Annotated in this window: 13 protein-coding genes; 6 read left to right on the top strand and 7 right to left on the bottom strand. The window is 57.4% G+C overall.

The features are described 5' to 3' along the window. The first annotated feature begins 18 nt into the window (after positions 1-18). Both Q0915_RS15855 and Q0915_RS15850 read left to right on the top strand, forming a co-directional pair. On the top strand, positions 19-360 hold the full coding sequence (locus Q0915_RS15855) for a hypothetical protein (protein ID WP_299475370.1): 342 nt from the start codon (positions 19-21) through the stop codon (positions 358-360). Positions 361-456: 96 nt separating this feature from the next. After that, complete coding sequence (locus Q0915_RS15850) at positions 457-780, top strand: hypothetical protein (protein WP_299475367.1); 324 nt, start codon at positions 457-459, stop codon at positions 778-780. Positions 781-1,349: 569 nt separating this feature from the next. On the opposite strand, the gene pheT is transcribed toward Q0915_RS15850, so the two are convergent. The 4 genes from pheT to Q0915_RS15830 form a co-directional block, all read right to left on the bottom strand. Next, a complete protein-coding gene (gene pheT / locus Q0915_RS15845; protein ID WP_299475365.1) occupies positions 1,350-3,767 on the bottom strand; it encodes a phenylalanine--tRNA ligase subunit beta in 2,418 nt (805 codons plus the stop codon). A gap of 61 nt (positions 3,768-3,828) precedes the next feature. Further along, positions 3,829-4,482 (bottom strand): phenylalanyl-tRNA synthetase subunit alpha, encoded by a 654-nt coding sequence (locus Q0915_RS15840; RefSeq protein WP_299475362.1) that lies wholly within the window; start codon positions 4,480-4,482, stop codon positions 3,829-3,831. Between the two features lie 26 nt (positions 4,483-4,508). Further along, on the bottom strand, positions 4,509-5,591 hold the full coding sequence (gene pheS, locus Q0915_RS15835) for a phenylalanine--tRNA ligase subunit alpha (protein ID WP_299475359.1): 1,083 nt from the start codon (positions 5,589-5,591) through the stop codon (positions 4,509-4,511). Between the two features lie 659 nt (positions 5,592-6,250). Further along, on the bottom strand, positions 6,251-7,168 hold the full coding sequence (locus Q0915_RS15830; RefSeq protein WP_299475356.1) for a LysR substrate-binding domain-containing protein: 918 nt from the start codon (positions 7,166-7,168) through the stop codon (positions 6,251-6,253). 137 nt (positions 7,169-7,305) lie between these two features. On the opposite strand from Q0915_RS15830, the gene Q0915_RS15825 reads away from it, so the two are divergent. The 3 genes from Q0915_RS15825 to Q0915_RS15815 all read left to right on the top strand — a co-directional run bounded on the left by Q0915_RS15825 (position 7,306) and on the right by Q0915_RS15815 (position 8,601). Next, positions 7,306-7,443 carry a hypothetical protein gene (locus Q0915_RS15825; RefSeq protein ID WP_299475353.1) on the top strand — a complete coding sequence of 46 codons (138 nt, stop codon included), beginning with the start codon at positions 7,306-7,308 and terminating at the stop codon, positions 7,441-7,443. Between the two features lie 199 nt (positions 7,444-7,642). Beyond that, complete coding sequence (locus tag Q0915_RS15820; RefSeq protein WP_299475350.1) at positions 7,643-8,005, top strand: MerR family transcriptional regulator; 363 nt, start codon at positions 7,643-7,645, stop codon at positions 8,003-8,005. Beyond that, on the top strand, positions 8,002-8,601 hold the full coding sequence (locus tag Q0915_RS15815) for a short chain dehydrogenase (RefSeq protein ID WP_299475347.1): 600 nt from the start codon (positions 8,002-8,004) through the stop codon (positions 8,599-8,601). Before Q0915_RS15820 ends, Q0915_RS15815 begins: the two co-directional genes overlap by 4 nt. Positions 8,602-8,690: 89 nt before the next feature. Here Q0915_RS15815 and Q0915_RS15810 read toward each other — a convergent pair whose 3' ends face one another. Both Q0915_RS15810 and lepA read right to left on the bottom strand, forming a co-directional pair. Beyond that, positions 8,691-10,586: an Ig-like domain-containing protein gene (locus Q0915_RS15810; protein WP_299475344.1), complete on the bottom strand. Its 1,896-nt coding sequence runs from the start codon at positions 10,584-10,586 to the stop codon at positions 8,691-8,693. A gap of 942 nt (positions 10,587-11,528) precedes the next feature. After that, complete coding sequence (gene lepA, locus Q0915_RS15805) at positions 11,529-13,334, bottom strand: translation elongation factor 4 (RefSeq protein ID WP_299475341.1); 1,806 nt, start codon at positions 13,332-13,334, stop codon at positions 11,529-11,531. A 238-nt stretch (positions 13,335-13,572) separates the two neighbouring features. Here lepA and Q0915_RS15800 point away from each other — a divergent pair, with 238 nt between their 5' ends. After that, complete coding sequence (locus Q0915_RS15800) at positions 13,573-14,088, top strand: GNAT family N-acetyltransferase (protein WP_299475338.1); 516 nt, start codon at positions 13,573-13,575, stop codon at positions 14,086-14,088. A 47-nt stretch (positions 14,089-14,135) separates the two neighbouring features. On the opposite strand, the gene mepA is transcribed toward Q0915_RS15800, so the two are convergent. Next, entirely contained in the window at positions 14,136-15,197 is a 1,062-nt protein-coding gene (gene mepA, locus Q0915_RS15795) for a penicillin-insensitive murein endopeptidase (protein WP_299475335.1), read from the bottom strand. Positions 15,198-15,288 lie beyond the last annotated feature (91 nt).

Below are 15,288 nucleotides of genomic sequence, written 5' to 3'. Positions count from 1 at the left end.
CACGCTTGGATGTTGCATATGACCGTTTTCACAAAAAAAACCGGCGGCGGGACAGGTAACTTGATGCTTCTGGCACTCGGGTCCGCTGCAGTGGTGTTTGTTTCTTTTCATCCCGCAGACGCTCAGTCGCGCCGGCCCGACACCCGGGCCATGTCCTGTTCGCAGGTCCAGTCGTTGATCGAGCAAAACGGCGCAGTTGTCATGAGTACCGGTCAGTACACGTTCGACAGATATGTCTATACAAAGAATTTCTGTCAGCACGGCGAAGTGGCGCGGAACCAGTGGGTCCCGACGAAAGACGTCAAGCGTTGCCGGGTCCGGGTCTGTATTGATCCTAACATTCTCAGGTTCAACAACTAGGCCTACTCTGTTAAAGAGCGATTGCCGTCTAACGAAGTTGTCGGCATAGCGGGACACCGGAATTTGATCTCTGCGGCAACCAGTAGGAGCGGGTAAATGGCAAAAGGTGTTTCTGTGCGGTCGGGCATTGCCCTGGTCCCGATCGCGATCGCGCTGTTCCTGTCCGGTCAATCATCCCTCCAGGCGCAGTCCGCGCGTCCCGACACGCGCCAACTTACCTGTGCGCAGGCGCAGTCTCTGGTGAAACAGCGCGGCAGCGTGGTGATGACCACCGGTCCGTCGACATTCGACAGGTTTATTTCCGATGTGCGCTATTGCCTGCCTGAAACGAACATGATGCGTCCCAAATTTGCCGCGACCAAGGACAACCCGAAATGCCCGGTCGGCAACAGGTGCTTCAGGAGCCGGAACTTCCGCTAACCAAAATTATCTCTTGATCAAGATTTTTTCGCTAAAAACGGATACAAGCTTCCAACGGTGTATGACTTGCGCCGATCTGTTTGGAAGCAGTCGCCGTTCAGAACCGTTTCACATTTATGAAACAAGGATTGCCTACTTCTCGATGCCGGACCTAAGATATTACGAACAAATGCCTGAGAATACAGAACTGGTCTTGCGACGGGCGGGAACAATACAATGAAGCAACTGAAAATTGCAGGGCCTTCGGTCGCAGCCGGTTTGTGTTCGGTTCTGTTTATCCTATGTACTCAGCCCGCAGATGCACAGACCCGGCGCCAGCCCAACACGGTCCAGCTGACCTGCGAACAGACTCACGATCTGATCAAGAGATTCGGCGCGATCAACCTGAAGTCGGGTGACGTAAGGTTCGACCGTTATGTGTCGAGCCGGAACAGTTGTTTTTCGAATCAGACGCTGCGGACAACGAATGTTCCGACAAAGGACCAACCCAAGTGTCCGGTGCAGATTTGCGTGGATCCGCGCAGCAGCAATAATTGACGCTGCGCAGTCCCATTCATCGCAGGTCTTGACTATCCCCTGAGCGTTCCGCCTGTCGCTTTCTCGACATTGGCGATGATTTTCCGGGCGACCGCATCGATTTCCTCGTCCGTCAACGTCTTTTGACGCGGCTGCAGCAGCACGTCAATTGCGACGGATTTCTGGCCTTCCGGAACGCCTTGCCCTTCATAGATATCGAACAGGGTAACTTCCGCAATCAGTGTCTTTTCCGCACCTCTTGCCGATTTGAGAAGGGTCTCGGCCGTTACGTCCTTGCCAACCAGAAACGCGAAGTCGCGCCGGACCGGCATGAGATGGCTGGCATTAAGTGCGCCTTTCGAGCCACCGCCCCTTTTCTTCGGTTGCGGCAAGGCGTCCAGGTCGATTTCGAACGCAACGAGCGGGCCATCAATATCAAGATCTGCCAGAGTGCGCGGATGCACTTCGCCAAAGACGGCAAGTGTGTTTTTCGGGCCAAGTTTCAGGGAGCCCGACCGGCCCGGATGGAAGGTTGACGGCGCATCGGTGTAGACCTGAAGCCGGTCGACGGGTGCACCGATTGCCGCCAGTGCCGCTTCAGCGTCGGCCTTGGCGTCGTAGACATCCACGTGGGCTGAAGACCCGGACCAATGACGCCCGGAGCCCAGGAGCTTGGCCGTGCCCCGGCGCACGCCTGCGGCAACCATTTTCTGCCCCTCCGGACTGTCATCCCGGAAAATCTGGCCGATCTCGAAGAGGGCGACATCGCCAAAGCCGCGATCGGCATTGCGCTGCGCCGCCATCAAAAGCCCTGGCAACAGGCTGGGGCGCATGTCCGACATCTCGTGGGAAATCGGGTTGGCAAGGGCGAGTGCCGCACCTCCGCCACCGAAGAGCTCCGCTTGTGGCTTGGAGATGAAGGACCACGTCACCGCTTCGTTGAACCCGCGTGCGGCAAGGGCACGGCGAGCCTTGTTGCGCCGGATCTGTCCTGTCGTGAGAACCTTCTGGCCGACAGTCCCGGTGCGTGGCAACGGCGTCAGCGGAACACGGTCGAGACCAATGATCCTGACGATTTCCTCGACCAGGTCTGCTTTGCCCTCGATGTCCGGGCGCCAGCTCGGTGCAGCTACCCTGACCGTCTCCCCCGCCCCGGAAATCCAGAAGCCAAGCGACTTCAGGGTCAGATTTGCTTCCGCCTGGGACACTTCGACACCCGACAGGCGCCGGATCTCCGAATAGGGAAAATCGATGATGTTACTGCTGTCGGGAACGCGTCCCGCCTGAGTGGTTTCCGACGCCTCTCCACCGCACAGGTCCAGCACCATGCGCGTTGCGTATTCCAGGCCTGGCATCATGTAATCGGGATCGACCCCGCGCTCAAACCGGTATCGGGCATCCGTATTGACACCAAGTTTCCGGCCTGTCGCGGCAATGTCGTCTTCGTCCCAAAGAGCGGATTCGATCAACACGTTGACCGTATCCTCCGTACATCCGGATGGTTCGCCGCCCAGGATGCCGCCAAGGCTTTCAACGCCGTTGTCATCCGCAATCACGCAGACTGTTTCGTCGATCTCGTAGGACTTTCCGTTCAGGCCCTCGATTGTCTCACCGGACGTACCGCGCCGCACGACAAGGTTGCCGTGAGTTTTATCCGCGTCGAAGACATGAAGCGGGCGGCCCTGATCGAACGTGATGTAGTTGGTGATGTCGACCAGAATATTGATGGGCCGCAGACCGATTGCAATCAGGCGGTCCTGGAGCCATTTCGGCGAAGGCCCGTTTTTCACGCCCCTGACAAGTCTGAGCCCGAAGGCCTTGCACATCGGTTTGGTGTCGCCGAAATCGAGGGAAACGGTGACCGGACACGGATAGCTTCCGCGGATCTGCTCAGGCGAGCGTTCCTTCAGCTTGCCGAGTCCGGCAGCCGCCAGGTCGCGGGCAATCCCGTAGACGCCCGTGCAGTCCGGACGGTTCGGCGTCAGGCCGATTTCGATAACCGGCTCGTCCAGACCCGCCCATTCTGCGTAATTGACGCCAACCGGAGCATCCTCCGGCAAGTCGATAATGCCGTCATGCTCGTCGGAGAGCTCAAGCTCCCGTTCCGAACACATCATGCCGAAACTTTCGACATCGCGGATTTTGCCGACGGAGAGCGTGATGTCGAGACCGGGAATGTAGTCGCCAGGATTGCCGAGTACGCCAACAAGGCCTGCTCTCGCGTTGGGCGCACCGCATACGATCTGAACCGGCTCGCCTTCGCCCGTATCCACCTTGAGCACGCGCAGCCTGTCTGCGTTCGGATGCTGTTCAGCTTCCAGAACCCGTGCGATCCGGAACGGTTTCAGCCTGTCGGCACGATTGGTAACGTCTTCGACCTCGAGCCCGACCATGGTGAGAGTTTCGACAATATCGTCCAGCGTTGCGTCGGTTTCCAGATGCTCCTTGAGCCAGGAAAGGGTGAATTTCATCTCAATAACTCTTTATCGCTTGGCGGCGCGTTCGGGCCGCGAATCCTGTCAGGTGACGCCGTCAGTTGCCGAAGCGGTCCACTTCGGGCAGTACGGTCGCGTTGCCGTAGCTTTCGGCAAAGCGACGGCCGATTTCCCCGAATTCGCCTGTCCAGCGGCGCACCATGTCCGGCGTGATCTGCTGGTTGGTGGCAATAGACTGGGCAGCCTCGGCCTCGATCCGGTCCCGCAGGATCCCGAGTTCAACCTGGGCGGAGTATTCCGCCCGGTATTTGCCAAGCCAGCCCATCGCCACGATGATCACCATGACGAGCAGGGCGGCTGTGCTTGTGAGGCCGGCCCATTTGGCGGTTCCGCCTATGCGGCGGTCGCTGGCGATCAGCACGATCGAGGCAATCGTCAAAAAGGCGACAATGTAGATTGCCTGCAGGAAGCTCTGATATTTCTCGGCAGAGCTGAGTTCGTGATTGGCGCGCAGGGTGGTGATCCTGTCGCGCAGGTAAAGCAAAGCGTCCGCTTCCGTACCGAGCTTGTCGCGGAAATATGTGTCGCAAAACCTCAGGCGACCGCGCGACTCGATTTTCTCCGCGCAGGCTTCCATGAAGGATGTCGGCGTCGGGACACGTTCGTCTCTGTCCGTTGTCTGGGCTGCCGCCGGCAGGACAGCGGCTATCAGCATGGCAGAGATGAGATAAATTCGGGTCAGCAATGACATCAAAGGGCGCCCCCAGATCCGTGAGATTAGTTGGACAGGCCACCGAACAAGGTCGGCAGGTCGAGTGGGCGGAAGCCGTAGTGCTGGATCCAGCGCATATCCGCGTCGAAAAATGCTCTCAGATCCGGCATGCCGTATTTCAGCATCGCAATACGGTCGATCCCCATTCCCCAGGCAAAGCCCTGGTAGACGTCCGGATCGAGACCGCAATTACGGATCACATTGGGATGCACCATGCCGCAGCCGAGGATTTCCAGCCAGTCTTCACCCTGACCGATCTTCACTTCGCCGCCGGATCTGTCGCACTGAACATCGACTTCCATCGACGGTTCAGTGAACGGGAAGAAGCTTGGACGGAAACGCATCTTGATGTCATCGACTTCGAAAAACGCCTTGCAGAATTCCAGAAGCACCCATTTCAGGTGCCCGAAATGGCTTTCCTTGTCGATGACCAGCCCCTCAACCTGATGGAACATCGGTGTGTGGGTCTGATCGCTGTCGCAACGATACGTACGGCCCGGAATGATCACCCGGATCGGAGGTTCCTGGGTGCGCATCGTGCGGATCTGGACCGGCGAGGTATGGGTTCTCAGCAAGAGGCGGTCGCCGTCTTCCTTTTCATTGAAGAAGAACGTGTCGTGCATTTCGCGCGCCGGATGGCCTTCAGGGAAATTCAGCGCGGTGAAGTTCAGCTCATCCGTTTCAATGTCCGGGCCTTCCGCGATCGAAAAGCCCATATCCGCGAATATCGCGGTGAGCTCGTCTATGACCTGGCTGACCGGGTGAATACGTCCGGTATCGGCCGGGGAGGGCCGCAGCGGCAGGGTGACATCAACCTTTTCACCGGCAAGCCGTTGTTCCAGCGCCACCTCTGCCAGAATGTCCTTGCGGGCGGTGATCGCGTCGGTGATTTTGGATTTCAACCCGTTCAGGGCAGGGCCCATGACCTGGCGTTCTTCCGGCGTCATTTTGCCGAGCGTTTTCATCTGCTCGGATATCTTGCCCTTTTTGCCAAGGGCGTGGACCCGGATCTCTTCAAGGGCGGTTTCGTTTTCAGCCCCGTCAATGGCCGTCAGGAGATCGGATTCTAGTGTATCGAGATTGGACATGCGTGCTCGGTCGTCGGTGCGCGCTGGGCGCGCGGAATGAGAAGTCGGGGTCTTTTAGCGAATAATGGCGTCGAATGCCACGGCCTCAAGCGCATTATTGCGTGAGCCCCCAGTGAATGGAAAAGCGTCCGAATTTTAAAGTGATAGACCCGGCGCCTCAGCGCATAAATCGTCCGCAGGCAGGGCCCTGCAGCTCGGGAACACGCACGGCAACGGCACGCAGACGTATCGTCAATGCGGCGTGGCCTGAACAATAGTGATGTGCGGTGCGCTCAATCATGGGCGTCAATGTACCGAAGTGCCGGGAGATGGCAAGGGGAAAGACGAGGCGGAATGCTTTGGCCAAGCCGGTTGTCGACGCCCAGGTCTAGATTCTAACCGGCACTGCCTTGTTCGCTGAGAAAAAGGGTCCTGAGCGAACCACCTTCTTCCGCGACGCACTTTGCGGCTCTCATCGGGTTGAAACACCGTAGTTCCAAAGACGGGACAACATTTGTTTGTCATCCCCGACTTGATCGGGGATCCATTCGTTTCCAGAGAATTTTTGACCTATGTCGGGATGCGTAACTGGGCACCGCCCGCCGCTAAAGCCTCTGCGGGTTGGTGGCGTGGATTGATTTCTCGATGGTATGGGGCATGACCAATGAGGGACGCACCCTCTAGACCTCCATCACATCAGCACCCTTGGGGCGCCCGATGGACGCCTGCATCTCCTTCTTCAGCCAGTCTCCAAAAGACTGTTTCGCTCTGGTTTTTGGCGCCGTTTTGCCGCTGATCAGCCAGTAGCCGAGGCCGGTTGCCGGACGTTGCGGGAACGGGGCAATCACTTGCCCGGACTTAACCGCATAAACGGCAAGCGTCTCCCAGGCGAGAAAAACGCCCTGGCCCGCAATGGCAGCATCAAGGCAGAGCGAACCGTCGGAAAAGGTCGGGCCGTCCTGCAGGATGCTCTCACTGAGGCCAAAGAGGTCCAGCCACGTCTTCCAGGAAAACATTTGTCCGGGATCTCTGATCACCGGCAGCTTGCCGATATCGGCCGGCTCTTTGACGTGCCTGGCCAGCGATGGGCTGCATACGGGAAAGACACGCTGATTGAGCAGCTTTTCCGCAATCACGCCGGAATAGGGGCCTTGTCCGACACGGATGCAGAGATCGACATCGCTTGTATCAGGATCAACCAGATCTACGGTGGCTTCCACACGGACGCGAATTCCCGGATGTGCCTTGTTGAAGGCTTTAAGATGCCAGACGAGCCACTTGCCTGCGAAGACCGGTGCGACAGAGATCGTCAAGGCGTCTTCGCGCCCCCGCTCCGTGGTTGCAATAGCGGTCGACAGCGACGACATGGCCGAGGTCAGATGCGATTGCATGGCAAGCATGTGAGCGGTCGGCAGAAGCAGCCGGTTCCGGCGCTCGAACAGCTGAACGCCCAACTGGCCTTCCGTTTTCTGGACCTGTTGGCTGACAGCACCAACAGTCACGCCGAGTTCGCCGGCAGCTGATTTGATCGAGCCGAGCCGTGCGACCGCCTCAACGGCGCGCAATCCGGATAAGTGAATGCGATTCAGGTTCTTCATTTTAGAAATTCTAAATCGAATTGTAGAAGAAGTCGATTTTTATAAGCGAAAAAAGGGCATATATAGACAGCATAGCTAAATTCAGAAAAAGGAATTTGGCCATGAAGAAAAGAACAATAATAAGGAGACTAAAACTCATGATGAAACTGTTTATGCGCCGTCAGACAAGAACGACTTCGCCGTCCTGGTACGACCGGACCGATCCGCTGTCCCACCCGGCCATCCAACGCATGAGCCAGCGCGAACTTGCTGATCTACCGTTCAACCGGCGCTGACATCCGGCCGGCTTTCCCAGCCGGCCAAGTTAAATTCCAATCAATCAGAAAACGGCGCCTGGATTTGATCCGGCGCCGTTTCTGATTCTGATTGCACGGTTTGCCGGACAAGCTATTGCGCGAATTCGATTGTGCTGCGGACTTGACTTGGAGCCACTCCAGCCCGGTAGTTTTGCCTCAAGTCAGTGAAGGAACACCCATGCGCATATCCGAAGCATCGACAAAGTCGGGCCTGAGTGCCGATACGATTCGATACTACGAAAAATCCGGCCTCGTCCCGGCCGTTGAGCGCGGGCCGGATGGATTGCGGCGCTTTTCTCCTGAAAATGTCGAATGGCTCACATTGCTTTACTGGCTCCGGAAAACCGGTATGCCGATGCAGGAAATGCAGCGCTTTGCCGCGCTTTACCGGCAAGGTGACACCACGATACCGGAGCGCCGGGAGGTGTTGCTGAACCACGAAAAGCGCTTGCACCGGCGGCGAGCCGATCTGGACCGCTGTGAAGAGGTGCTCGCCTACAAGATCGCAGCTTACGAGAAAATTGAAGGAGGTCTGTCATGAAGATCATTCTGGTCGGTGCGTCCGGTGACGTCGGCAAAGCTGCGTATGACGAGTTGTCTGCACGTCACGATGTCATCACGGCAAGCCGGTCTTCGGGCGATGTCCGGGTGGATCTGACCTCGCCGGAAAGTATCCGGGCCCTTTATGAGCAAACCGGGCCGGTCGATGCCGTTATTTCAGCTGCCGGCGAAGTCGAATTTGCGCGCATCAGCGATATGACAGTCGACAAGTTCCGCTTCGGCCTGGAAAACAAGGCGCTGTCGCAGATCAGTCTGGTTCTTGGCGGGCTTGATAGAGTGCGCGAGGGCGGGTCCTTCACGCTGACCAGCGGCATACTGGATCGCGATCCGGTCCTGTTGGGAGCAGGCGCTGCAACGGCGAACGGTGCTTTGGCAGGGTTTGTGAAGTCAGCCGCAATCGACCTGCCAAAAGGTCGGCGGATCAATGTCGTTAGCCCGGGTTTGCTGGAGGTATCGGCGGACCAGTATGGAGCCTGGTTTCCTGGCCATGAACTGGTTTCCTCCAGGCGCGTCGGTCTGGCCTATGCCAAATGTGTTGAAGGGGCAATCACAGGTCAGGTTGTGCCGGTTGACTGAGGCGGGGAAACGCAAAACCGCATTCCGCATGTGCGCGAAAACTTGGGTGTGACGGGAGAGGAAAGGGTCCTCTCCCGTCTTGTTTGGGGTCAAGCCAGTCCGAGGCCGCCGCCATCGACAGTGAATTGCAGGGTAAGAGACTCAAGCAGGTCGCCACCGCCCTTGTCCTTGTCGTAGACACTGATTTCGATGTCCTGCATGCCTTCGCCCAAGCTCATCCCGTCAAAGAAGTCGCCCTTGGTGTCCCCGAACAGGGCGTAAGGTTCGACATTCTCCAGGCGGGATTGCGACCCCAGTGTCAGCCGAACGCTTTCGACCGGACTGTCGTCGTCAATGTGTGCGGCTGCGATGGTAACGTTGCGCCCTTCGAAGAGCCCCGCGTCCAAAACGTCGCCGTCTTCAAGCGTCGCTATGATCTCATTGGTGTCCGTGTCGGCGAAGAAGAACGAAAGGTATTCAGAGCCGGCATCCGGATCCGGTTCCGGATCAGGTTCTTTGCCGCTGACGGCGACCGTCACTGTCGTTTCTTCGCTGACGCCCCCATTTCCGTCGGAAACCGTGTAGCGGACGGTCTGGTTCCCCGCCGATCCGGTATCAGGTGTATAGACGATCTTGCCGTTTTCGACCTCGGCACTGCCACCCGCCGGTTGACCGGTGATCTCGATTGTCAGTGGGTCGCCGTCCGGGTCGCTGTCATTTGCCAGGACATCGATCACGACGGCTTCGCTTATCGTGGTCTCCGCGGTGTCCGGATTGGCAACCGGGGCACCGTTTGGCGGTGTTCCTGGCCCACCGAAGAACGGCGAGCTCTCGATGAATTCTTTTGCGTCCTGAGGCGTGCCGTTCTCAATCCCGGTCAACGCATAAAAAAGCATCCCGGCATCGGATGGGTCGTTCTTTTTCGTGTTTCCCGCAGGTTCCATGACGTCGCGTGCGTCCTGAAGGACGGGATCATCCGTCGCGTCTAGCCAGGACCAGGCCTTGTTGTTGAAGCCCTTGTCGTTGTTGTTGCCGTCATTCTGGTCGCGGATCTCGATTTGCGTGACATCTGGAAAGTCGTCCCTGATGTCGTCCCAGCTTCGGGCTTCGGTCAGGCCAGGATCGCTTGGATTGTTGATGACGTTCCGGTTTTCGTTCCAGCTGGAATGCGACAGCAGCGTGATGTTCGCGTGGTTTGCGGGATCTGTTTGTTCCAGCGCCCGATAGACCGCTTCCATCGGTCCGCCCTCGATCATCAGGATCTTCTCACCGGAATTCAGCTTGTCGACGAGCAGCGCCGTCGTGCCGTCGATATCGTCCTGATAGTTGTAGGCGTCCAGGCCCAGTTCCTTCGCGAGGTCACCTCCGTCATCAAGCTTTGCCTTGCGGCCACTCGCATTCGCCTCGGCGAGATTGTTGCCGTAAAGCAGCGTTGTCTTGTCTTCAATGCCGGCAGCCTTGGCCAGCACCGCGGCAATCGGAATGGCGGCAATGTCGTCCGGATCGTTGTTGTTGCCGTCGAAATGGAAAAAGACATGATCGAACTGATTGATCAGCGCGTCCGGATCAACGGTCACTGGATCTGGTTCCGAATCGGCTGGACTGTCCGGGTCGCCTTCACCGAAAGTGAACGGCATTGAAAACGAATCGAGAAGCGTGCCCGATGCGTTGGCGTCGCCATAGACCTTGATGTCCAACTCTTGTGCGCCGGACGTAAACCCGCTCGTTCCGCTGAATTTGCCGTTCGTGTCACCGAACAGGGCATAGGGACTGACATTCTCAACTTGGGTCGTGCTTCCGAGCTTGAGTTCCACGCTGCCTATTTCAGCGCCCTTGTCTGTCGCCTCGGCTGCAATCGTGACGTTCTGTCCGGCATAGTCGGACGCATCGATTGTCTCGCCAGGACTGAAGTAACGGATGATTTCGTCGGTATCTGCGTCAGCGAGATAGAAGGTCAGGAGCCCCTGACCTGGAGCTGTCGGTGACGCATCTGTAGCTGTACTCATCGCTTTATCCTCGGGGATGGCTTGAAAGACTTGAGAATTCACCAATGCCTAAGCGATGGCGCGCCATGAAGTGACGCGAATGCACAGTTGATTTTTTTATTTATTTGATTTTTTGATTCGAATATTAAGATATATAGAAAATATGCTGATAAAGTGGCGTTTTTCGTTCAGAAATATTGTATGATTTGCAATAATAAGAGAGATTTAAACTTAATCTAGGTGCGTTTTTAATTTGAATGACCTGGAGTTCTGCGTGTGGTGACGAGGGTGACTAAATCACAGGTTGGTGTTGCCTCGATCGGATTGCGAAGGGATCTCGGGCGCTCAGAACGCTGATATCGGCTATCGACCGACGCACGCAGACAGGCAAAAATAGTTTCGCGAATGCAAAAAGTTATGTCGCTGGAGGTACACCGAATGAACATCGGCACTTGTTGCGATATGACATATCTGTCAGGCTCTAGGTTGTTTGATCTTTCGGGGGGTGATGTGGTCGAGCTAGGACTAATCGATAGCATTTTCCTTTTTAGGCACAAAATCATCAAAACAACTCGTGTTTCCAAAACCTTAAAGGTGTTTCATACCGCCTCTGCCAAGGTTCCTTTTGTTTTGAAGTTCTCGTACCCCGGGAACACGCAGTATCACAAGCTCTCCACACTGGAAGCGTCTGGCTTAATCGCTGAATTGACAAAACACGAGCTTAATTCAGCGGAATTGTAGGCGCATCCTCGGTGAAACCGGCAAGACCCCATCTGCTTAAGCTGCTTTTTCTATCGGGATTGGAACTTGGTAGAGCGGTTGTTCAACAGCATCAAGCACTACGGGTGCATCGCGCTCCGATATCTGGAGCAAGCATCGAATTTGCTCGCCTTCGTGAAAATCGCAGAGACCCAAGTTGGGTTCGCTGTATCAGGGGCCGCGGCCTGACTGCCAACAGGTCTCTCACTCATCCATCTTGAGGGCCTGGATGAAGGCTTCCTGCGGGATTTCGACCTTGCCGAACTGGCGCATCTTCTTCTTGCCCGCTTTCTGCTTTTCCAGAAGCTTGCGCTTACGGGTGGCGTCGCCGCCGTAGCATTTTGCGGTCACATCCTTGCGTAGGGCCGCAATGGTTTCGCGCGCAATGACACGCCCGCCCAGGGCTGCCTGGATCGGGATCTTGAACATGTGCCGCGGGATCAGGTCCTTGAGCTTTTCGCACATGGCGCGGCCGCGGCGTTCCGCCTGGCTGCGGTGAACCAGAACGGAGAGCGCATCGACGGGCTCATCGTTGACCAGTATCGACATCTTGACGAGGTCGCCCGCGCGGTAGTCCGAGATCTGGTAGTCGAAGGACGCGTAGCCCTTGGAAACCGACTTGAGCCGGTCGTAAAAGTCAAAAACGACTTCGTTGAGCGGCAGGTCGTAGGAAACCATGGCACGGGTGCCGACATAGGACAGGTCCACCTGAATGCCGCGCCGCTCCTGGCACAGCTTGAGGATCGCGCCGAGATACTCGTCCGGTGTCATGATCGTCGCGCGGATCCAGGGCTCCCGGATCTCGGATATCTTGACCACGTCCGGCATGTCCGCAGGATTGTGCAGGTCGATCTCTTTGCCGCCGGTCAGGGTCATCTGATAGACGACGGACGGGGCGGTTGCGATCAGGTCGAGATTGAACTCGCGCGACAGCCTCTCCTGAATGATTTCCAGATGAAGAAGTCCGAGGAAGCCGCAGCGAAAACCGAATCCGAGCGCAGCGGACGTTTCCATCTCGAAGGAAAAGCTCGCATCGTTGAGGCGCAGTTTGCCCATGGCGGCGCGCAGGTCTTCAAAATCGTTGGCATCGACCGGGAATAGACCGCAGAAAACGACCGGCTGTGCCGGCTTGAAGCCCGGCAAAGGTTCGGCACAGGGCTTCTTGTCGAGAGTGATCGTATCGCCCACACGTGTGTCGGCCACTTCCTTGATGGATCCGGTGATGACACCGATTTCGCCGGAACGCAGCTCGTCCACCTGGATGAATTTGGGTGTCATGGCGCCGACCCGGTCGACATCATAGGACGCACCGGTCCCCATCATCTTGATTTTCTGGCCCTTTTTCAGCGAGCCGTTGATGACGCGCACCAGAACCATCACGCCCAGATACGTGTCGTACCAGCTGTCGACCAGCATCGCCTTCAGGGTCTCGTCCGGATCACCTTCGGGCGCCGGCAGTTTGTGCACGATCGCTTCAAGGACGTCTTCGACACCGAGGCCGGTTTTGGCGGAGATCATGCAGGCATCGGACGCATCGATGCCGATCACGTCCTCAATCTGCTCCTTGATCCGCTCCGGTTCGGCGGCGGGCAGGTCGATCTTGTTCAGGACCGTGACGATCTCATGATCGTTGTCGATCGCCTGATAAACATTGGCAAGCGTCTGCGCTTCCACACCTTGCGAGGCATCGACGACGAGAAGAGACCCTTCGCACGCAGCAAGAGAGCGGGACACCTCATAGGCGAAATCCACATGTCCCGGCGTATCGATCAGGTTCAGCGTATATTGCTGACCGTCCTTGGCGTTATAGATCAGTCGAACCGTCTGCGCCTTGATGGTGATACCGCGCTCGCGCTCGATATCCATCGAATCGAGCACCTGCTCGGTCATTTCGCGGTCGGTCATCGTTCCGGTCATCTGGATCAGGCGGTCGGCGAGGGTCGATTTGCCATGATCGATATGCGCAACGATGGAAAAATTTCGGATGTTGGAAAGTGTCTTCGTCGTCATGGCCGCCCGTTTACCACCGCAATTGGCTTTCGACCAGAAAAATGCGCGCCTTGGAGTGGGAATTCCGGCACTTTTTTGAAGGCACAAATCGCGTTCGTTTCTTGCGCTTGTACGGATGTTTCGATGGCTCCCCGGCAAATGACGTATACCTGAGGCGTCAATTGTCGTTGCAAATCGCCATTGTAGCGCGGTCAATCCGTGTCCGCTGCACGACCGCCGTCAACTCAAGAGATGATCCATGCGTATTCGAAATGCCGAGGCAAAAGATATCCCAGCAATTCTGGCGCTTTACAATCAAGCCGTTCGCGAGACGACGGCTGCCTGGACGGGGCGCGAGGAGACACTCGACGACCGGACGACCTGGTACGAAGGCAGGATAAGCAAGGGACTGCCCGTTATCGTGGCGGTGGATGAGAAGGAGAATGTTGCAGGTTTCGCCAGCTACGGACCGTTCCGGCCGAAGGAAGGCTACAGGCATACGGCCGAACACACCGTCTATGTTGATCCGGCGAGACATCGTCAGGGCATCGGCCGGGCGCTTATGATTCATATTCTTGAAATTGCCGAAGCTGAAGGCATTCACGTTCTCGTCGGCGGTGTCGACGGTGACAACCATGCATCCATTCGCCTGCATGAGGCACTCGGGTTTGAGGTCAGCGGGAGGCTTCCCCAAACGGGAACGAAATTCGGCCGTTGGCTGGATTTGGTGTTTCTAACGAAGGTGCTTGTCCCGCAGGAAGCTCCCCAGGCCTAAAGTTTCCTGGCGGGCTTTCGTTCAGGTTGGCGTGCCAATGGCGTTGCTCAGTTTGCGGTCAGCACCGTGCGGCAGGCATTTGGCAGGGCGGCAAGAGCCATTGGCCGTTTCTTGACCACCTTCGGTTTTTCGCCTGCCTTGGGCGGGTTCTTCGGCACCCAGGGTTCGTCGGACAGCCAGTAGGTCAGGTGGGAGCCGCAGCCGTCACCGGGAGGTGGCGGGTCCTGGTTCTTGCAGCCGACGCTGTCGCTCGGGCACGAAAGCCTGACATGGAAATGATAATGATGGCCCCACCAGGGACGTACCTTGCGCAGCCAATTGCGGTCCTTGCCTTTTTCGAATTCGCAAAGCGCCTTCTTGATTGTCGGATTGACGAAGATCCGGGCGACACGCTTGTCGGAAGCCGCCCTGCGGATCAGCCGCGCATGGGTGTCGGACCATTTTTTTGGGTCGACGCTTCGGTCGGCACCTTTGACGTCAAGCGGGCCCTTGAGCATCGAGATGGCGGAAATTTCTTCGCGCTCCTCTGCGGTGAGCCGCCTGTTGGGCATTTCGCGCAGCCAGATGTCCGCATCAAGGCCGATCTGGTGACTGGCGTGGCCGGACAGCATCGGTCCGCCGCGCGGCTGGGCCAGATCACCCACCAGCAGCCCGTTCCAGCCGACTTTCGGGGCATCGGCAGCGAGATCCTTCAGATAGTCGACCAATTCCGGATGACCCCAGTTGCGGTTCCGCGACAAACGCATCGCTTGCCATGTCGGCCCATCCGGTGGCAGGGAGGCACCGCCGGCAAGGCATCCCTTTGCATAAGAACCGATGGCCCGCGCTTTCAGCGGCGCCGGTCCGTCAGCGGCCCCGAAATAGTTCTTTGCCGGAAACTGCGAATGAAGCACCAGTTTGGGCTTGGTTGCGACATAGCCTTCGGGCACGTCGCGTTTTTTGGAGGGAACAGGAACGCCTGCAATGATCGTGAGGGTCGGCTGATAACCCGGCGGTGCCGTGCCACCCGGTTTCACGCCAGGGACTGGCACGGTATTCGCGGCCGCCAAGCCGGCCGCCATGACGCTTGTTGCAATCGCAAAACCGGCAAGCGGTCGCTTCCAGAGCATCCAGGCTGATCGTCCGTGTTGAGTCACGGCAGAGCCTCGTTTTTTGATCGGGTCCAGCTGCCAGCAACTAACAAAGTGTCCGGCAGCCTGT

Origin of the sequence: uncultured Roseibium sp. (genome assembly GCF_947494555.1) — a bacterium.
Taxonomy (GTDB): domain Bacteria; phylum Pseudomonadota; class Alphaproteobacteria; order Rhizobiales; family Stappiaceae; genus Roseibium.
This window is presented reverse-complemented; position numbering and strand designations above follow the sequence as displayed.